Annotated in this window: 19 protein-coding genes and 1 tRNA gene; 5 read left to right on the top strand and 15 right to left on the bottom strand. The window is 63.4% G+C overall.

All coding sequences use genetic code 11. From position 1 onward, the window contains the following. Window positions 1-3: 3 nt before the first annotated feature. The 7 genes from CXY75_RS16880 to prmC form a co-directional block, all read right to left on the bottom strand. Complete coding sequence (locus CXY75_RS16880; protein ID WP_369826744.1) at window positions 4-582, bottom strand: F0F1 ATP synthase subunit B; 579 nt, start codon at window positions 580-582, stop codon at window positions 4-6. 29 nt (window positions 583-611) lie between these two features. Further along, complete coding sequence (atpE, locus tag CXY75_RS16875; protein WP_104083967.1) at window positions 612-845, bottom strand: ATP synthase F0 subunit C; 234 nt, start codon at window positions 843-845, stop codon at window positions 612-614. A 48-nt stretch (window positions 846-893) separates the two neighbouring features. Beyond that, window positions 894-1682, bottom strand: a complete 789-nt coding sequence (gene atpB, locus CXY75_RS16870; protein WP_104083966.1) for a F0F1 ATP synthase subunit A — start codon at window positions 1680-1682, stop codon at window positions 894-896. A 195-nt stretch (window positions 1683-1877) separates the two neighbouring features. Beyond that, complete coding sequence (locus CXY75_RS16865) at window positions 1878-2354, bottom strand: hypothetical protein (protein ID WP_104083965.1); 477 nt, start codon at window positions 2352-2354, stop codon at window positions 1878-1880. Further along, complete coding sequence (locus CXY75_RS16860; RefSeq protein WP_104083964.1) at window positions 2351-3637, bottom strand: MraY family glycosyltransferase; 1287 nt, start codon at window positions 3635-3637, stop codon at window positions 2351-2353. The genes CXY75_RS16865 and CXY75_RS16860 overlap by 4 nt, the downstream gene beginning before the upstream one ends. Before the next feature lie 3 nt (window positions 3638-3640). After that, complete coding sequence (locus tag CXY75_RS16855) at window positions 3641-4432, bottom strand: L-threonylcarbamoyladenylate synthase (protein WP_104083963.1); 792 nt, start codon at window positions 4430-4432, stop codon at window positions 3641-3643. A 70-nt stretch (window positions 4433-4502) separates the two neighbouring features. Continuing rightward, window positions 4503-5387, bottom strand: a complete 885-nt coding sequence (prmC, locus tag CXY75_RS16850) for a peptide chain release factor N(5)-glutamine methyltransferase (protein ID WP_104083962.1) — start codon at window positions 5385-5387, stop codon at window positions 4503-4505. A gap of 115 nt (window positions 5388-5502) precedes the next feature. Between prmC and cysK the strand changes: the two genes are divergently transcribed. Continuing rightward, window positions 5503-6438, top strand: coding sequence for a cysteine synthase A (cysK, locus tag CXY75_RS16845; RefSeq protein WP_104083961.1), 936 nt, complete (start codon window positions 5503-5505; stop codon window positions 6436-6438). Window positions 6439-6476: 38 nt separating this feature from the next. Then, entirely contained in the window at window positions 6477-7064 is a 588-nt protein-coding gene (gene epsC / locus CXY75_RS16840; RefSeq protein WP_104083960.1) for a serine O-acetyltransferase EpsC, read from the top strand. 104 nt (window positions 7065-7168) lie between these two features. Here the strand turns inward: epsC and prfA are convergent, their stop codons facing one another. The 8 genes from prfA to argS all read right to left on the bottom strand — a co-directional run bounded on the left by prfA (window position 7169) and on the right by argS (window position 18501). Continuing rightward, entirely contained in the window at window positions 7169-8248 is a 1080-nt protein-coding gene (gene prfA / locus CXY75_RS16835; protein ID WP_104083959.1) for a peptide chain release factor 1, read from the bottom strand. Continuing rightward, a complete protein-coding gene (rho, locus tag CXY75_RS16830; RefSeq protein WP_104083958.1) occupies window positions 8248-10830 on the bottom strand; it encodes a transcription termination factor Rho in 2583 nt (860 codons plus the stop codon). The genes prfA and rho overlap by 1 nt, the downstream gene beginning before the upstream one ends. Before the next feature lie 249 nt (window positions 10831-11079). After that, on the bottom strand, window positions 11080-12027 hold the full coding sequence (gene thrB, locus CXY75_RS16825; RefSeq protein ID WP_104083957.1) for a homoserine kinase: 948 nt from the start codon (window positions 12025-12027) through the stop codon (window positions 11080-11082). Further along, window positions 12024-13151: a threonine synthase gene (gene thrC / locus CXY75_RS16820; RefSeq protein WP_104083956.1), complete on the bottom strand. Its 1128-nt coding sequence runs from the start codon at window positions 13149-13151 to the stop codon at window positions 12024-12026. The genes thrB and thrC overlap by 4 nt, the downstream gene beginning before the upstream one ends. Next, window positions 13151-14488 (bottom strand): homoserine dehydrogenase, encoded by a 1338-nt coding sequence (locus CXY75_RS16815; protein WP_233201987.1) that lies wholly within the window; start codon window positions 14486-14488, stop codon window positions 13151-13153. Before CXY75_RS16815 ends, thrC begins: the two co-directional genes overlap by 1 nt. Beyond that, window positions 14485-15912, bottom strand: a complete 1428-nt coding sequence (gene lysA, locus CXY75_RS16810; RefSeq protein ID WP_104083955.1) for a diaminopimelate decarboxylase — start codon at window positions 15910-15912, stop codon at window positions 14485-14487. The genes CXY75_RS16815 and lysA overlap by 4 nt, the downstream gene beginning before the upstream one ends. Window positions 15913-16048: 136 nt before the next feature. Further along, window positions 16049-16810, bottom strand: coding sequence for a DUF2993 domain-containing protein (locus CXY75_RS16805; RefSeq protein ID WP_104083954.1), 762 nt, complete (start codon window positions 16808-16810; stop codon window positions 16049-16051). A 2-nt stretch (window positions 16811-16812) separates the two neighbouring features. Continuing rightward, complete coding sequence (argS, locus tag CXY75_RS16800; protein ID WP_104083953.1) at window positions 16813-18501, bottom strand: arginine--tRNA ligase; 1689 nt, start codon at window positions 18499-18501, stop codon at window positions 16813-16815. Window positions 18502-18542: 41 nt separating this feature from the next. On the opposite strand from argS, the gene CXY75_RS16795 reads away from it, so the two are divergent. From CXY75_RS16795 to CXY75_RS16785, 3 genes are all read left to right on the top strand, one after another. Continuing rightward, entirely contained in the window at window positions 18543-19214 is a 672-nt protein-coding gene (locus CXY75_RS16795) for an iron ABC transporter ATP-binding protein (protein WP_146069521.1), read from the top strand. 46 nt (window positions 19215-19260) lie between these two features. Beyond that, window positions 19261-19332 (top strand) — tRNA-Arg (locus CXY75_RS16790). A 55-nt stretch (window positions 19333-19387) separates the two neighbouring features. Continuing rightward, the gene (locus CXY75_RS16785; protein ID WP_199182493.1) at window positions 19388-19705 is read left to right on the top strand and encodes a hypothetical protein; all 318 of its coding nucleotides are present in this window, start codon (window positions 19388-19390) and stop codon (window positions 19703-19705) included. Window positions 19706-19716 lie beyond the last annotated feature (11 nt).

Here is a 19716-nt window from a genome sequence, read left to right as displayed (position 1 = left end):
GTGCTAAATCTTTCCGGCTGTAGGAGCTGCTGCTTGCGACGGCACTTCGCTGGCTTCGAGTTCGGCCAGGAAACGCTCGACAATGGCGCTCGCCTTAGCATCGTCGGACAGGCTCTCACCAATGACACCCGAGGCGAGGTCAATGGCGAGGGTGCCTACCTCGCTGCGGAGGGACACAACGGCGGCCTGACGTTCGGCTTCGATTTGCGTTTTGGCACTGGCCGCGATGCGGCCGGCTTCGACCGCAGCCCGCTCCTTGTGCTCAGCGACAATACGCTGGCCGTCGGTGCGGGCCTGGTCACGAATGGCACCGGCTTCCGCACGAGCGTCAGCGAGCTGAGCCGTGTACTGCACCAACATAGCTTCAGCCTTGCGCTGGGCGTCGTCGGCCTTGGCCATGTTGCCTTCGATGGCGTCTGCGCGGTCATCGAGGAGCACCTGCATCTTCGGTAGTGCGATCTTCCAGAAGAAGAACAGAATGACAAAGAAGCAGACCGCCGACCAGATAATGTCGTACAGCTCCGGGATAAGCGGATTCTTCTGCTCAGCCGCGGCAGCGGCAATCACGATGTGAAGCAACATACCTCCATGTTAGAAGTGAAAAAGGAGGACTAAGCGAAGATGAAGTACGTCGCGATACCGATGAACGCGAGCGCCTCGGTGAATGCGATACCGATGTACATCAGAACTTGGAGGCGGCCGGCGAGCTCCGGCTGGCGAGCGACACTCTCGACGGTCTTGCCGACAAGAATACCGATGCCAATACCCGGACCAATGGCAGCCAGGCCGTAGCCGACCGTAGCAATGTTTCCGTTGATTTCTGCAAGAACGGTGATTGCGTCCATGTGTGTTTCCTTCCGTGATGGCGAATAAGGCAAGTGCCGAATTCGTTGTTAGTGCTCCTCAGCCAGCGCGAGCTGGATGTAAACAGTGGTGAGAATGGCGAAGATATAAGCCTGCAACACGGCTACCAGCAGCTCGAAGAGCGTGAAAGCCAACCCGAAGACCAGAGTCCCGCCGCCTAACAGCTTGAGGCCCCCATCTGCCGTGAAGAAGAAAAACTGTGTGGCAGAGAAAAGGATGACCAGCAGGAGGTGACCCACGATCATGTTCATCAGGAGTCGAAGTGTAAGCGTGACCGGACGCACGATGAACGTGGAGATGAACTCTACGGGCGTGAGGATGATATAGAGGAACTTCGGAACTCCGGGCGGGAAGAGTGCGGTGCGGAAGAACCCAATGCCGCTCTTCTTCACACCGGCGTAGATGAACGCGACGTACGCGACACCGGCGAGAAACAGAGGCACGCCGATAACGGAGGTTCCCGCGATATTCAGACCGGGGATAATGCCGGTGATGTTCATGAACAGGACCATGAAGAAGACGGTCGTGATCAGTGGCAGAAAACGCTTGCCATCTTTTTTACCCAGCAGGTCTTCGGCAATACTGACGCGAACAAAGTCGAGTCCCATTTCGGTCAGGCTTTGGCCGCGGGTCGGGATGATCTTCATGCGGCGAGTACCGAGCCAGAAGACCAGCATCAGCGCCGCGACGGCGAGGAACCGAATCAGCATGATGCGATTGATTTCAAAGTTCGTACCCGCGAAGAAAATAACCTCGGGGAAGAACTCATTGATGGTAGGACCGTGGAATTCACCGTCGCCGGTGGCAGACGGAACCATCAGGTTTACGGCGATTTCTAGCAGCGCTTTCTCCTGTTTCGGGGCGGTGAGCTCTGCTCGCGCATCGACGAATATGGACAGGTTTACGACGCAGTGAAGCGTCTGCAAACCGGGGTGGGATCAGTATTTACTGTAGCAAAGATCAGGCGCTGAGCCGAATCGAGAGCAGGATCCAGAGGTGCATGGGTTGACGGGTTAGTCCTCGACCGGCGCGGCGGGCAGGATGGCATCACTGGCATAGGTCATACGGCTCTTCGCCACAACGACGGCATCAACTACGAGGGAGCCGATTACTCCGGCAATGATGCAGCAGAACAGCACTATTGGGTGGATCCACGCCCGGTCTTGCAATAGCATCGTCAGCGCCAGAAACACCACGAATTTAAGCAGCCATCCGCCCAAGATGATTCCGAAGAAGCCGCCGATGGCTGACTCACTGCCTGCCACACGATTGGCCAGCAGGATGCTGCCGGCGGTGATCCCCATGAAGGCGACCGACATGACCGTTCCGATCAGGGCGCTCAGCACCCCGGTGCCGCCGTCGACAGCGAAGCCGATGACGGAACCAATCATGGCGATGGCGATGGCGACCCAGGCGCCGTAAATCAGGATGCGCCGCAGCACCGGAACGGACGACGGCGTGATTCGGGCGGGCGGGTTGGTGCTGGTCATGCGTTCTCCTCGGCAGGCGCCGCCGTTGGGCGGTCGCTCGTGTTGGTTGGATGGCTTGTGGTGGTGCCACCGCGGGACTCGTCGTGATCTCTTGCGCTCTGATCGAGCGGGTCGAGGAGCGAGGTTGGCGTTGGGACGGGCGCTGACTGGCTGATCCACTCGGCGGCCTTGCGGCGTCCGAGCGGTGCGAGCGTGACGATCGTGCAGATGAGCAGTGATACGACCAGAAAGATTGTCGCATAGCCCGTTGGAAGACCGAGGTAGACCGGCAGGAGGTAGTAGAGCAGGCATCCGATCGATGCTGCCGCGCTCCAGCCGTAGAAAATTAGCACGGCATGCAGGTGGGAGTGTCCCATATCGAGCAGGCGATGGTGCAGGTGTTTTCGGTCGGCGCTGAACGGTGATTTGCCGGCGTGCACGCGACGGATCACGGCGAGTCCGAAGTCGAGCAGCGGGATGATCATAATCGCCACAGGCAGGAGGAGAGGGATGAAGGCCGGGAAGAGCTGGGAACGATCGATCGCCGTGACGTCGATCTGCCCGGTGATGGCGATCGCGCTCGTGGCCATGAGCAGGCCCACTAGGAGTGCACCGGCATCGCCCATGAACATCTTGGCCGGATGCCAGTTCAACGGAAGGAATCCGACGCAGGCACCGACCAAAATGGCGGCGATCAACGAGGCGAGGTTGAAGTAGTTGGTCGGCGAGGTGTCTCGCACGAGCAGGTAGCTGTAGAGAAAGAACACTCCGTTGGCGATCAGGGCGACGCCGGTGACCAATCCGTCGAGGCCGTCGATGAAGTTGATCATGTTCATCACGACGACGATGGCGACGACCGTGACAACGATCGACGTCCGGCCGCTCCAGAGCGTGAGACCTCCGATCGGCAGGGAGTAGATCTGCACGCCCTGCCACGCCACTAGGCCGGCGGCAATGAATTGGCCGGCAAGTTTGGTCATCCAGTCGAGGTCCCAGATATCGTCGGCCACCCCGACGAGCACGATCAGCAGCGCCGCGCCGAGGATGGCCAGGATCTGTTGCGGGTCGGCGAAGACCAACCGCATCGGTGCGAATGCCCCGGCAGTGAGGTAAGCAACGCCGAAGGCGACGAGGATGCCGAGGAACATGGCGATGCCGCCCAGGCGCGGCGTCGGGCGGGTGTGCACATCACGTTCGCGAATCTTCGGGTAGAGCCGGTACTTGTGGCTGAGCTTGTAGACGATGATCGAAAACACGAAGGTGACGATTGCCGAGACGAGTGCGAGCAGAACGAATAGGGTCATGGACTACCGGTCAGTGTCGCGTTCGTCCGGCCCAGGAGCGACGAGGGTGGGAGCGGCATCCGTGTTGACGGCCGGCGCTGCGGCAAGTACGTCGCCGATGACGGCGGCGATCGCGTCGCGCGTAATGACCCCGGCACGCACAATGTGTAGCAGACCGCCGTTAGCCTCAAAACCGGTCGCGTCGACGATGGTCGAGGAACCATCTCCGGTCTGACCGAACACGCTGGCATAGGTTTCACCGGACTTGCCGCCGTCGAGATAGATCTCGACGCTCTCGCCGAGTGCCGCTTCGGCCGACTGTGCGTCGAGAGCGGCCGGCATACCACTGAGGTTCGCGCTGGAGACGGCGAGCGGTCCGGTTACAGCCAGTAGGTCAAGCGCGATCTGATTGCTCGGCATACGCAGGGCCACCGTGCCTCGGGTTTCGCCGAGGTCCCAGACCAGTGATGGCTGGGCGTTGACGATGACTGTCAAACCACCAGGCCAGAATGCGGCGACCAGATCGCGCACCGGCTGCGGCACGTCCACTGCGAGGGCGTCGAGGGTGGGGATGCCGGGAATGAGAACGGGTGGCGGCGACTGGCGACTGCGTCCCTTGGCGTCGAGGAGCAGCTGCACCGCCTCGGCGTTAAAGGCATCGGCCGCGACGCCGTAGACGGTGTCGGTGGGAATCACGACGAGGGCACCGCTGCCTATGGCCGTGCGCGCCAACGCGATGTGCTCTTGGTAGCTGGACTGGCTCGTGTCTGGCTGACTCGTGTCCGAGTCGCTCGTGCAATCGTAGATACGTGTCATTTCCGACAATTCTATCTCAGCGAGGTTGTGAAGAGCGGATGCCGTTGCCTCAGGGTGCGAATTGGCGCTTTCAGGGATGCAGCGCAGTCGTGGCACGATCACGGCTGGTGTAGTCGGGGTGGGTTGCGGGTGCACGCCAGCCATCGTCGGCCAGCAGTGCACGAATGGCTTCCCCCTGCTGTTCCCCGTGTTCAATCACAAGCACGCCGCCGGACCGCAGCAGTCGGAGGCCGGTGGCGGATACCGCACGAATAACGTCGAGGCCGTCCGGTCCGCCGAACAAGGCGTGGGCGGGATCGAACAGGCGCACCTCTGGATCACGCGGTATGGCATCCACTGGGATGTAGGGCGGGTTGGAAATGACGACCGCGACGGTGCCGTTGAGTTCGACGAATGCGTCGGCGAGGTCGCCGAAGGCCAGGGTGAGGTTGTCGGCGGCGACCTCGGCAAAATTGCGGGTGGTCCACGCGTATGCCTCGGGCGAGTTCTCTACCGCGAAGATGCGGGCATGCGGCACCTCGGTGGCCAGGGCGAGGGCAATGGCGCCGCTGCCCGTGCCGAGGTCGACGCCGATCGGTTCAGCGTCGGGCATCCCGCGCAGGGCATCGATGGCCAGTTGGGCGACCTGTTCGGTTTCGGGGCGCGGCACGAAAACGCCAGGTCCCACGTTGAGGTCAAGCGCCCGAAACGGAGCACGGCCTGTTATATGTTGCAGGGGCTCGCGGGCGCTGCGGCGGGCCAGCAGGAGGTCGATGGCGGCAGCATCCGCTGCACTGATTGGTTTGGCCATGATGCTGGCGGCCTGTACCTCGCCGCGACTCTGGCCGAGCACGTGACCGATCAGCAGATCTGCATCAACCTCCGGGTCGGTGATTCCAGCGGCAGTCAGCCGGGCAATCGCCTCATTTCGCAGGGAAGTGACGGTCGTGGGTGGGGCAGAGTCTGAAGAGGTCACGTAGTGAAATGTAACGCACCCGGGCGCTAGTGGTCGAGGGCCATAGGCTGGACAACGCCCACCTACCCAATTTTATTTGAATTCCGCTGAATTTCACCGAACGAAAGTTGCTCACGTGCCCAAGATCTATTCCGACATCACCGAAGCCGTTGGTGGAACCCCCCTCGTCAAACTGAACCGTTTGACCGCTGGGCTCGGCGCTACCGTTCTGGCCAAGCTCGAGTTCTACAACCCCTCGAGCAGCGTGAAGGACCGCATTGGCGTCGCCATCATCAACGCGGCCGAGAAGGATGGCTCGCTGAAGCCGGGCGGAACCATTGTTGAAGCCACCAGCGGGAACACGGGCATCGCCCTCGCCATGGTCGGCGCGGCCCGCGGCTACACCGTCATTCTGGCCATGCCGGAGACGATGAGCAAGGAACGCCGCGTCATGATGCGCGCCTACGGCGCCGAGATCGTGCTGACCGCGGGTGCCGACGGCATGCGCGGTGCGGTCGAGAAGGCCGCCGAGATCGTTGCGAACACTCCCGGCGCTGTTTTGGCGAGCCAGTTCACAAACCCGGCCAATCCGGCCATTCACCGGGCCACGACCGGCGTGGAGATCTGGAACGACACCGAGGGCGCGGTGGACATTCTCGTTGCCGGAATCGGAACCGGCGGCACCCTGTCGGGTGCTGGAAACTATCTCAAGGAGCAGAAACCGGGCCTCAAGGTCGTCGGTGTTGAGCCCATCGACTCCCCCATCCTCTCCGGAGGCAAGCCCGGCCCACATAAGATTCAGGGCCTCGGCGCGAACTTCGTGCCCGAAACCCTCGACCGCAAAGTTTATGACTCGATCACCGACGTGACCCTGGCCGATTCGCTCGCCACCGCCCGTGTCCTCGGTACCGCCGAGGGAATCCTCGGCGGTATCTCCGGTGGCGCAGCCGTCTGGGCCGCGCTCGAGCAAGCGAAACTACCCGAAAATGCGGGCAAGACCATCGTCGTCATCGTTCCGGGATTCGGTGAGCGCTACATCTCGACCGTGCTGTACGAAGACCTGCTGGACTAAGCGAAGGCCGTCTGCCCTTTCATGAATCCCACGTTCCTATGACTGTATTCGGGCGTATCCGTGAAGACATGGCTGCCGCGCGCACCCACGATCCCGCAGCGCGCAGCAACACCGAGGTGTTTCTTGCCTACAGTGGGCTGCACGCGGTCTGGTCGTATCGCATCGCGCACCGTCTCTGGCGCAGCGGACTGCACCTGCCCGCACGCCTGCTGTCACAGCTGACCCGGTTTCTGACCGGAATTGAGATTCATCCGGGGGCAACCATCGGGCGCCGCCTCTTCATCGACCACGGCATGGGTGTTGTGATCGGTGAAACGGCGGTGCTCGGCGATGATGTGATGCTCTACCACGCGGTAACGCTGGGCGGGAAGAGCCGTCACGGGCACGCTCGTGGTGTGCGGCGGCATCCGCATCTCGAAGACGGCGTCACCGTGGGCGCCGGAGCCAAGGTGCTCGGCCCGATCACCATCGGGGCCTGGAGCACGATCGGCTCGAACGCTGTCGTGACGAAGAATGCTCCGCCCAGGTCGCTGCTCGTTGGCGTTCCAGCAACAATTCGCCCGCAGTCCTCCGCGACGGTCGAGTCCGCGCGAGGAGGAACCCTCGAACCCGAGTATTACCTCTAATCCGCCCCACTCCAACACTATGGACGGGGCCTGGGCCGCGTCCATAGGCCCAGTTTATAGACTGGGCCCGTGGACGGGGCCTGGGCCGCGTCCGTTTAATGGGATTACTCGGGGTCGCCTAGCTCGGCTAGGCGGGTTTCTTCGTCGGCGTGGATGCAGGAGTCGATGACCGGGCCGAGAGCGCCGTTCATGACGGCGTCGAGGTTGTATGCCTTGTAACCGGTGCGGTGGTCGGCGATACGGTTCTCGGGAAAGTTGTATGTTCGAATACGCTCGGAGCGATCCATGGTTCGAATCTGACCCTTGCGCACCAGCGAGGCCGCCGCGTCGATCTCTTCCTGCTGACGAGCCAAAACGCGCGCCCGCAACACACGCATGCCCGCTTCCTTGTTTTGCAGCTGCGACTTCTCGTTCTGCATCGCGACGACGATTCCGGTCGGAAGGTGGGTGATGCGCACGGCAGAGTCGGTCGTGTTGACCGACTGGCCACCAGGACCGCTCGACCGATACACGTCGATCTTGAGGTCGTTCGGGTGCAACTCAACCTCTTCAGGCTCGTCTACCTCGGGAAAAACGAGCACGCCCGCCGCTGAGGTGTGGATGCGTCCCTGCGACTCGGTCGCCGGCACCCGCTGTACGCGGTGCACGCCGCCCTCATATTTGAGGTGCGCCCATACGCCCTCTGCTGGATCGCTTGAGTTGCCCTTGATGGCGAGCTGAATGTCTTTAATGCCGCCCAGGTCGCTCGAAGTCTGCTCAATGATCTCGGTCTTCCAGCGATTCGACTCGGCGTAGTGCAGGTACATGCGCAGCAGATCGGCGGCGAACAGTGCCGATTCCGCGCCGCCCTCCCCCATCTTGATCTCCATGATCACGTCGCGCGCGTCGAGTTCGTCGCGAGGAATCAGCAGGCGGCGCAGCTTCTCAGCCGTGACATCTAGCTGTACAACGAGACCCGGAATCTCTTCGGCGAAAGCAGCATCCTCGTCGGCGAGTTCGCGAGCGGCCTCAAGGTTATCTTCAACCTGTTTCCACTCGTGGTACGCGGCGATGATGCGGCTCAGCTCGGCGTAACGCCGGTTGACTTTCTTCGAACGGGCCGGATTCGCGTGTAGCTCCGGATCCGCCAACTGCGACTGTAGGTCGTCGTGCTCGGCCAACAGCGTGAGGACGGATTCGAACATTATTTGTCCTTGTCTGACCCGTTCAGGGTCGGCATCGACTTCTGAACCTGCATGAGGAATTCCACGTTCGAGGAGGTCTCCTTGAGGCGGCCGAGAATGAGCTCGAGTGCCTGCTGCTGCTCGAGCCCGGCGAGGGCGCGGCGCAGCTTCCAGGTGACCTTGACTTCATCCGCGCTCATCAGCATTTCTTCGCGGCGCGTGCCGGAGGCGTTCACATCGACAGCCGGGAAAATGCGCTTGTCGGCCAGCTGGCGCGACAGACGCAGTTCCATGTTGCCGGTGCCCTTGAACTCTTCGAAGATGACCTCGTCCATTTTGGAACCGGTCTCTACCAAAGCAGAGGCGAGAATGGTCAGCGAGCCACCGTTCTCGATGTTACGGGCAGCACCGAAGAAACGCTTCGGCGGGTACAGAGCGGATGCGTCGACGCCACCGGAGAGAATACGACCGGATGCCGGGGCAACCAGGTTGTACGCACGGCCCAGGCGGGTGATCGAGTCGAGCAGCACGACGACGTCGTGGCCCAGCTCAACCAGACGCTTGGCGCGCTCGATGGCGAGCTCGGCGACCGTGGTGTGGTCTTCGGCCGGACGGTCGAAGGTGGAGGCGATGACCTCACCCTTCACCGTGCGCTGCATGTCCGTGACCTCTTCGGGACGCTCGTCGACCAGAACAACCATGAGATGAACCTCGGGGTTGTTGGTGGCGATGGCGTTGGCAATCTGCTGCATGACGATGGTCTTGCCGGCCTTGGGCGGTGCGACGATCAGGCCGCGCTGGCCCTTGCCGATCGGGGCGACGAGGTCGATGATGCGCTGAGTGAGCTTGCCGGGTTCGGTCTCGAGGCGCAGTCGTTCCTGCGGGTACAGCGGCGTGAGTTTGTGGAAATCGACGCGGGTAGCGGCCTCGTCAACGGTCTGGCCGTTGATCGAGTCGACCTTGACGATGGCATTGTACTTTTGACGACCGGACTGGTCGCCCTCGTGCGGCTGGCGGATGGAGCCGACGACGGCGTCACCCTTGCGCAGGTTGTATTTCTTGACCTGGCCGAGTGAGACGTAAACGTCGCTCGCACCGGGCAAGTAGCCGGAGGTGCGCACGAACGCGTAGTTGTCGAGCACATCGAGGATACCGGCGACGGGAATGAGGACGTCGTCGTCGTTGACCTCTGGCTCGAAGTCGTCACCCTGGTTCGGGCCGCGACGCTTGCGGTCACGGTATCGGTTGCGGTTTCCGCGACCGTTCATGTCGTCGTCCAGGCGGTCGGGGCCCTGGTTGCGGTCCTGACCCTGATTACGATCTTGGCCACGATCGTTCTGACCCTGGTTACGATCCTGACCACGATCGTTCTGACCCTGGTTACGATCCTGACCACGATCGTTCTGGGCCTGGTTACGGTCAGCCTGGGCCTGCGCACGTTCTTGATTGCGTTCCTGGTTGCGTTCGTTGCGCGCCTGGCGCTGGCTCTGCGCACGGGTCAGGCCCTCGTCGTTCGAGCCATTCTGGCCATTCTGGCCGTTCGAGCCGTTCTGATTCTGGCTGCGATCGGTGGCCGGGGCATTCTCAACCTGGTTACGATCAGCGCCGCCACGGCTACGGCTGCGGCTACGTCCCTGGCGCGGTGCGTTCGAGTCGTCGGTCGAATCGACGGATTCGCCGCCTGCCTCGACCGGCGGGGCTGCCACGTCGACGGCCGCATCGACCGGCGCGCTGTCGTCGGTGCCGGAATCGGTCGCCGCAGCGTTACGCTGCGATGACGCCCGGCGGGACGGACGGCGTGCCGCCGGTGCGCTCTCGGTCGCTGCAATCTTGGCCGGCGCAGTCTCAGTCGCTGCACCGTCGGTCGCTGCGCCGTCAGTCGAAGAGTCAGCAGCGTTGATGACGAAGGCGACAGCGCCCTCCGACTGAACGGGAGCGACCTGCACGCGCTTGCGCGCCTGGCGAACGGGCTTAGTGGTGGCCGAGTCGGTTTCAGAAACGGATGCCGCGGCATCCGTTGTCGGCGCACTGGCCGCAGCGCCGCGGGCATTGCGAGCAATACGGGAGCCAGCGGCCGGAGCGTCGGGAAGGATGATGCCGAATCCGGTGCTGGCGTCGGCATTGACGTGGGACTTGGCTGGAGCAGCGGTACCGGTGCTGGCACGACGCGGTGCACGCTTGCGCGGAGCAGCCTCGATAGCCTCGGCCAAGCTGTCGATCGGTGCAGTCTGGAGCGGGGCACTCTCGATCGCTGCGCTTTCGGGTGCAGGCTCAACAACTACGGACTCGGTGGGAGCAGACTCAGTGGGAGCGGACTCAGTGGGAGCGTCGGCGACCGGCGCGGCGTCGACGGGAGCGGCGGTCTCGGCCGGAGCAGCGGTGCTGACCTGGTCGGTGCTGACCTGGTCGGTTGTGGCCTGGTCTGTGGTGGCCTGCTGCGTGCCGGAACGAGCCGTGGTAATTGCTTCCACGAGTTCTCCTTTACGAAGTTTGGACGCACCGGAGATGCCCAGTTCAAGGGCCAGAGCTTGAAGCTCGGACACGCGAAGGGTACTCAGGCGGGGAAGTTCCGAGCCAGTGGCGCGGAGGTTGACATCAGTCACGAAGGGGATTCCTTTCCCCTGCCGAACAAAAATTCAGGTCAGGAGAGATGTATGCAGCGAGAATGCGCTGCGGGTGATCCAATCCGACAATGGAGGGGATTGGTGTAAACACCCACCGCTACGCAAAAAATCGCAAAAGCAGTGAGGTACAGGGAATGCACCGGAGAAGATGTCGCGTTGAGCGGTTTCTATCGGGTGCACAATAACCATAGCACTCCCCCGGCACCCGGCCCGCCACGAGCGGGCTGGTTAAGCCGCGCTCTGCTGGACGAGCGGCTGCACGGTAGCGCCCTGCACATCAACGGCAAGCATGAGCGCCCGCCACGGGGTATCCGAGTGCTTCGCCACGAGTTCTGCAGCGACCAGGCGCTGACCGGGATCGCTCGCGAGCACGAGAATGGATGGCCCGGCACCGGACACAACGGCGGCGAAACCGGCAGCGCGCAGCAGGGTGATGAGCTTGTTTGTTTCGGGCATCGCTGCGGCACGATAGCTCTGGTGCAGCTTGTCCTCGGTTGCAGCGAGGAGCAGCTCCGGGCTCTGGATGAGCGCTGCGATCAGCAGTGCCGAGCGCGACACATTGAAGACGGCATCTTCGTGCGGAACCGAAGCCGGCTGCAGGCTGCGCGCGAGCGCTGTCGACATCTCCTGCTCCGGCACAAAGACGAGCGGCTTGACGCCGCGGTGCACCATAAGCTTCTTGTGCCGCGGACCCTCTGGGGTAGTCCAGGCGATGGTCAGACAACCAAACAGGGCTGGCGCGACGTTGTCGGGGTGGCCCTCCATCTCGGTGGCGAGCACGAGCAGCTGCTCGGCGTCGATGTCGACGATGCCCTCGAGTAGCCCCTTGGCCGCCATGATGCCCGATACGATGGCCGCGCCGGAGGAACCGAGCCCGCGCCCGTGCGGGATGACGTTGTGCGCGACGATGTTGAGCCCGGGCAGGGGCTGGCCGACCGCTTTAAAGGTGTGCATGATGGCCCGCACGACAAGGTTGCTCTCGTCGGTGGGTACCTCACCAGCACCGACGCCGTGTACCTCGACAAACACGCCGGGAGCACTGCGCACCGTGACCTCGAGCTGGTCATACTTGGCCAGCGCGAGGCCGAGCGTATCGAAGCCGGGACCAAGGTTGGCCGTAGTGGCCGGAACCTGCACCGAGACGGCACGCCCCATCAACGAGACAGGAGCGGTCATGCCTTGCCCAAGCCGAGCACACTGGCGATTTCGGCGGTGTCTACCGGAACAATGGTCGGCACGACGTCGGAACCATCCGCGGTGCGCAGCGCCCACTGCGGATCCTTCAGGCCATGGCCGGTGACGGTGATCACGACGGTCGAGCCCTTCGGAATGAAACCCGCCTCTGCCCGCTCAAGAAGACCGGCGACGCCGATAGCGGATGCCGGTTCCACGAAAATTCCAACCTCAGCCGAGAGGATGCGGTGGGCTTCGAGAATCTTCTCGTCGGTAATCGCGCCGAAGTAACCGTCGCTCTGCTCGCGTGCGCTCAGCGCGAGATCCCAGGACGCCGGGTTACCGATGCGGATGGCGCTCGCGATGGTGTCTGGTTGTTCGACGCGGTGGCCGAGCACGATCGGGGCGCTGCCGGAGGCCTGGAAGCCGAACATGCGCGGCAGCTTCGTGGTGGCGCCGCGGGCGACCTCTTCACTGTAGCCACGAAAATAGGCGGTGTAGTTGCCCGCGTTGCCCACCGGAACGAACTGAAAGTCGGGGGCGTCGCCGAGCACCTCGACGACCTCGAAGGCCGCGGTCTTCTGGCCCTCGATGCGGTCGGGGTTGACCGAGTTGACCAGGTGCACCGGGTAGTTGGTGGCGAGGTCACGCGCAATATCGAGGCAGTCATCGAAGTTGCCCTGCACCTGCAACAGCTGTGCGTTGTGTGCCACGGCCTGGCTGAGCTTGCCCATGGCGATCTTGCCCTCTGGCACCAGCACGGCGGCCGTAATGCCGGCGTGGGTGGCGTACGCGGCGGCGGATGCACTGGTGTTTCCGGTCGAGGCACAAATGACGGCCTTCGCGCCGTCTTCCATGGCTTTGGAAATGGCCATGGTCATGCCGCGGTCCTTGAACGACCCTGTCGGGTTCATGCCCTCGAACTTGATCCAGACCTTGGCTCCGGTGCGTGCGGAGAGCGCTGCGGCGGGAATGAGCGGCGTACCACCCTCGCCGAGTGTGATGATGGGGGTTGCGGCAGAGATGTTCAGCCGATCGGAGTACTCGTTCAATACTCCGCGCCACTGACGGCTGACAATTGTGCCGGTATTCGTCTGGCCGGGACTGGTCTTGCTTGGGCTGAACATCAGACTCCTTCAACTCTCAGTACGGATGCAACTTCGGTGACAACGCTGTTGGTGGCCAGGTCATGCACGGTGGCGGCGAGTGCGGCCTCCGTTGCGTCGTGGGTTCCTATTACTAGGGTAGCCGTGGCCGAGCGTGCTGCACGACTCTTCGTCGCCATCACCGCCGGCGTCATGGACTGCTCCACGAGTGCCAGAGACACCTTGCGCTGGCCGAACACGCTCGCGATGGTCGCGAGCACGCCGGGCTCGTCGGTGACTTCGAGGGTCACGGCATAGCGGGTGGTGACTCGGCCAATGTCAAACACAGGTAGGGCGGCGTGGCTCGACGCGGCAACTCCTGGTCCGCCAGCAACATGGCGCCGCGCGATCGAGACAACGTCGCCGAGCACGGCCGAGGCCGTTTCAACTCCCCCGGCTCCGGCGCCGTAGAACATGAGGCTGCCCGCCGCTTCGGCCTCGACGAAGACGGCATTGTTCGCGCCGTGCACCGCGGCAAGCGGATGACTGCGCGGCACCATCGCCGGGTAGACCCGCGCCGAAACGCCATCCACACCGTTCTCATCGGTGACCCGTTCACAAATCGCGAGTAGCTTCACGACATAGCCGGCCTTGCGGGCCGATTCGATCTGCGCTGATGTGATCGAGGTGATGCCCTCCCGGTAAACGGATGCCAACGGCACCGTCGTGTGAAAGGCCAGACTCGCCAAGATAGCCGCCTTTTGCGCCGCGTCATAGCCACCAATGTCTGCGGTCGGATCCGCCTCGGCGTAACCGAGCGCCGTAGCCTCGGCCAGCGCGTCTTCGAGACTGGACCCTTGGGTATCCATCCGGTCAAGAATGAAGTTTGTGGTGCCATTGACGATGCCGAGGATGCGTTGCACCTGGTCACCGGCGAGGCTTTCGCGGAGCGGACGCACAATGGGAATGGCCCCGGCCACTGCGGCCTCATAGTTGATCTGCGCACCGACCTGGTCGGCTGCACTGAACAGCTCGGGGCCGTGCAGTGCGATGAGCGCCTTATTGGCGGTGACGACATCCGCTCCACTGCTGATTGCGAGCAGAATGTGGCTGCGAGCCGGCTCAATGCCACCCATCAGTTCAATCACGATGTCGGCGCCGAGAATGAGTTCTTCGGCGTCGGTCGTGAATAATTCGCGCGGCAGGTCGACGGTGCGTTCGGCCTCGAGGTCGCGAACCGCGATGCCGACCAGTTCGAGGGTGGCGCCGACCCGATTGGCCAGTTCCGGGCCCTGTTCCAGTAGCATCCGGGCCACCTGGGCGCCAACAATACCACCACCGAGCAGCGCGACGCGCAGGTTGCGGTATTCGATCTTCAAGATTCTCCTCCGATAAAAGGCTGCTGTGCCCCGGTGTCCCGCGCGAGCAGGTCGGCAATCGTTTCGCCTCGTATGAGCACACGCGCCGTTCCATTGAATACGGCAACGACGGGCGCGCGGCCCTGATAGTTGTAGTTGCTGGAGAGTGCCCAGCAGTAGGCGCCGGTGGCTGGCACGGCCAGCAGGTCGCCGGGGGCGACATCGCCGGGCAGGTAATCGGCGTCGACGACGATGTCACCACTCTCGCAGTGCTTACCGGCGATGCGCACGAGCGCAGGCTCGGCCGAAGACACCCGATCGGCAATACGCACCGCATAGTCGGCGCCGTAGAGTGCCGGGCGCACGTTGTCGCTCATGCCGCCATCGACGCTGACATAGAGGCGCTCAGTGCCGGACACGTCGACGGCCTTGGTGGTGCCGACGCGATACAGGCTCACGCCGGCGCGACCGATGATGACGCGGCCGGGTTCGAACGCGACGACCGGAAGCGGGATGTTGAGTCGCGCACATTCGGCGGCGACGATATCGGCCAGGGCAACGGCGAGCTCTCGAATTGGGGTGGGTTCGTCGGCGCTGGTGTATGCGATGCCGAAACCGCCGCCGAGGTTCAGCTCGGGCACCGGGCCGTCTCTAAGCAAGGTGGCGTGCACGTCGAGCAGCCGGGCTGCCGACTCGGCGAATCCGTCTGCACCGAAGATCTGGGAGCCGATGTGGCAGTGCAGGCCAACGAAGTTGAGCGCGGCTTCGGCGCGAATGAGCGCGACCAGCCGCGGCGCGTCGGTGAGCACGATGCCGAATTTCTGGTCTTCGTGTGAGGTCGCCAGAAAATCGTGGGTGTGCGCGTGCACGCCGCTGTTCACGCGCAGGCGCACGTTTTGCACCCGACCGTTGCGCGCCGCGGCTTCGGCAACGCGCCCGATTTCGATCTCACTGTCGATCACGATCGTGCCGACACCGACCCGGGTGGCCTGGTCGAGTTCGGCGAGTGACTTGTTATTGCCGTGAAAGCCAAGCCGCGCGGGGTCGGCACCGCCGGCCAGCGCGACGGCGAGTTCACCGCCGCTGCAGACGTCAATGTTGAGGCCGGCTGCGGTGACCCAGCGCACGATCTCGGTGGAGAGAAATGCCTTGCCGGCGTAGTACACCGTGGCGCTGGTGCCGATGCGGGCGAACTCGGCCTGGAACACGGTGAGCAGCTCGGCTGCGCGAGCGCGAGCATCCGCTTCGTCGATGACATAGAGAGGAGTGCCGAATTCGGCGGCGAGGGCTGAGGCGCGCACCCCGCCGATACTGAGATCGCCGCTGCCCGTGCGGATAGCCTCGCGTGGCCAGAGACCGGGAGCGAGCGCGTTGGCGTCGGCGGGTACGCGCAGCCAGTCGGGCGCCAACGGATTGGGCGTGCGTTCTAGGGGATCACGTGTCACAGGAACTACCTCACGAGAGTCGAAGGGGAATCTCAGCGAGCGAACCCGGATTGGTCCCTGAAGCCGGAAAATGGGCCTGCCCGACAGAAGGGCGTGCCTGACATCATTCTACCGCCGCAGATGGTGGCGGTTCGAATTAGCCGGCGCAGCTGCCGAGGGTGGTCAGCGACTGCACGGTGAGCATAAGAGTGCTCGACTCCAGCGTAACGCGTGCCCGCTCTGGCGAAATGTCAACGCCGCTCAGCTCGACGCCCGCCGGCAGGTAGCTTGCAACGCAGACGCCGATCGGCGCCTGCTGAAGTATGAGATTCACCAGCGGTGTTGCGTCGATGTCACCGACGCCGCTGGTGACGGTGGCTTCGGTCGGCGTGAAATTCAACGTGTCACCGGCGGCGCTGGCAGTGGCCGTTGCGCTGTAGCCGACATTGAACTCGAATAACTTCACCGTGCCGGTGTACGTCACCGTCTCGTCCCCGAGCGTCATCACAACGTCTGCGGGGGCGTTGCCGGAGGCCACCACGAGCTGGTTCAGTGCGGCCTGGTCAACGTCAAGCGTCGCGCTGAGCGAGCCGATGGCCTTGGCCGTGTTGGTCGACACGTCGCGCGCAATGACATGAACGGATGCCGGCACGCCGTCAACGGTGAGCTTCGGCGCGGTCAGTTCCACCTGCTCGAAATTGCCGGCAATGAACTGGGCGATCACCGAGGTACCGCCGACGGTGACGGTGACGTCGCCGGTGACGGAAGAAGGCATCCGCTGGCTAATTTCGGCTTCGGCGCGGTCTTCCGCGAACGAACGCAGCCCGCTGTCGACCAGAAAGAACGCGACGACAAGCAGAACGGCGAGGGAGCCGAGAATAATGAGCGGTACGAGGCCGCGACGTTTCTTCCTGGCCATCGTCACATGCGCTCCGGCGCGGTGACGCCGAGCAGGCCGAGGCCGTTGCGGATCACCTGGCCGGTTGCGTCGTTCAGCCAAAGGCGGGTGCGGTGCAGGTCGGTAACGGGTTCGTCGCCGAGCGGGATGACCCGGCAGTTGTCGTACCAGCGGTGGTAGTAGCCGGCAACCTCTTCGATGTAGCGGGCCACGCGGTGGGGCTCGCGCAGTTCGGCGGCCTGGGCGACGACCCGGGGAAATTCCTGCAGCACGCCCAGTAGCGCGGATTCACTGTCGTGCACGAGCAGTTCCGGGGCGAACACTGAGCGCTCGACGCCGCTCGCAAGAGCGTTGCGGGCGACCGAGCAGGTGCGGGCGTGAGCATACTGCACGTAGAAGACGGGGTTGTCGTTGGTGCGTTTGCCGAGCAGGTCGAGGTCGATATCGAGCTGTGAGTCGCTGTTCGAGCGCACCAGGGCGTAGCGGCCGGCGTCGACACCGACGGCGTCGACGAGGTCGTCGAGGGTAACAATGGTGCCGTTCCGCTTGGACATGCGCACCGGTTCGCCGTCTTTTAGCAGGTTGACCATCTGGCCGATCAGAATCTGCAGGTTCACGCCGGGCTTGTCGCCGAAGGCGGAGACCATTGCCATCATGCGGCCGACGTAGCCGTGGTGGTCGGCGCCGAGCATGATCAGACACTGGTCGAATCCGCGTTCGCGCTTGTCGAGGTAGTAGCCGAGGTCACCGGAGATGTAGGCCGGTTCGCCGTTCGAGCGGATGATCACCCGGTCACGATCGTCACCGAAGGTGGTCGTGCGCAACCAGATGGCGCCATCCGCTTCGAAGATGTGCCCCTGTTCGCGCAGGCGGTCGATGGCGCGGTTGACGGCGCCGGACTCGTGCAGGGAGTCTTCGTGAAAGTACACGTCGAAGTCCACGCCGAAGCCGTGCAGTTTGTCTTTGATCTCGGTAAACATGAGGTCGACGCCGATCGAGCGGAACACTTCTTGCTGCTCCTCGCGCGGCAGGGCGGCGACGTCGCCGTCGTACCTGGCGAGCACGTTGGCGGCTATTTCTCCGATGTACGCTCCGCCGTAGCCGTCTTCGGGGGTGGGTTCGCCGAGGTAGCTGGCGAGCACGCTGCGGGCGAAGCGGTCGATCTGCGAACCGTGGTCGTTGAAGTAGTACTCCCGGGTCACGGCGGCGCCCTGGGCCACCAGCACGCGAGCCAGGCTGTCACCGACAGCGGCCCAGCGCACTCCGCCCATGTGGATCGGGCCGGTGGGGTTGGCCGAGACGAATTCGAGGTTGATCTTGAGACCGTCGTAGAGGTGGCCGGTGCCGTACCCGTCGCCCAGGTTGACGATGGTTTGCGCCAGTGCGCCGGCTGCCGCAGCTTCTAGACGAATATTGATGAAGCCGGGACCGGCGATTTCAACGGATGCGACATCGCTCAGCTGCTCGAGACCGGCCGCCAGCTCCGCGGCGATTTCACGTGGGTTGGCGCCGAGGGGCTTGGCGATCTTGAGCGCGATACTCGAGGCCCAGTCACCGTGATCACGGTTACGTGGGCGTTCGACGGCGACGTCGGCGAGGGTGAGTCCGAGGTTCGGTACGACCATCCCTGTGCCAGCGTCGGCCCCGCGTCGGCGTTCGCTGACGCCCTGGATGAGATCAAAAAGGGACTGGGAGAGTTCGGCAGGAGTCACTGAACAATCGTACCGGCCCCTCATGTTGGTAAGGTCAACGCGTGACTGATACACGCGTCTACCCCTCATCTACCCGTACTGCTCCTCGCTCCGCACGGCGTCGGGCCGGCCTGGTGCTCGCCGGTGGCGCGCTGTTCGCCCTTGTTGTGAGTGGCTGCGCCCCAGCCAACGAGCCAACGTCGACGCCGACGAACTCGGCGACCGCGACCAGCACGTTATCCGCTGAGCCGACCGAGAGCGCAGCACCATCGTCGTCGCCCACCCCGACGCCGGAGGCGACCGGCTCCCCTATCGCACAGGGCTGCGATGAGCTGCTCACCCTGCAGGATGTCTACGATTTCAATCCGAACTACGGCACCGCGGCCGCCTATTCGCCGACCACTGGCAGTCTGGCCGAGACCGCTGCGACCTACAACGGACTGACCTGCGGATACTCGAACCAGTCCAGCGGTGAACTCATCGAACTCTCGGTAGTGGCACCCAACGACGTCTTGATGACCACGCTCAAGCAGCAAGCGGATGCCGCCAGCCAGGCCGTGCCCACCTACGGAACCCCGCCGACCGTCGACGGCTTCTTCGCCTACCTCGGCGCCAGCGGGCAGGCGCAGGTGTTCACCGGAACGTACTGGGTCACGCTGAGCTCGCCGGCCTTCTTCAACGAGCCCGGGGCCGCCGAGGGCCTCATGAGTGCGGTGCTCGGACACCTCGGCTAGCACGGTTCTTGGTGGCCAGTCATGATGCTAACCTTGAACCACCCTGGCCCCCATAGCTCAGGGGATAGAGCACTGCCCTCCGGAGGCAGGGGCGGCAGTTCGAATCTGCCTGGGGGCACACCTGACATTTGTCGGGATGTACGACGCCAACGTCAACTAATAGGCTGGCGAGCATGCGCCCAATCGAAACGGTCCATGCGGAGCCACGTGACTGCGTCGAATCACCGTGCTACCGCGTGAACTTTTGGCAGCGATCCGGGCAGGCCTGGGCACTGGATGCGTACGCACTGACCGGCGTCGAGGACATCACCGAGGTGCTCCGTTGGGTGGACGAGCACGCACTCGGGCGGCGCTTTGAGCTGTTCGCCGAGATGGATGACGAACCTGAGCGCTCGTTCCAGAACCCGCGAAAGACCGGGCTCATCCGCTTGCTCGGGACCAACCCAAATCTTGGCGAAACCGTTGAGATCGGCCGCTTTGTCAAAATTTAGGCGACTGACAC

The sequence above is a fragment of the Cryobacterium sp. Y11 genome (assembly GCF_002929535.1).
GTDB lineage: Bacteria > Actinomycetota > Actinomycetes > Actinomycetales > Microbacteriaceae > Cryobacterium.
The sequence above is the reverse complement of the archived record's forward strand: the minus strand, read 5'-3'. Positions and strand labels throughout refer to the sequence as shown.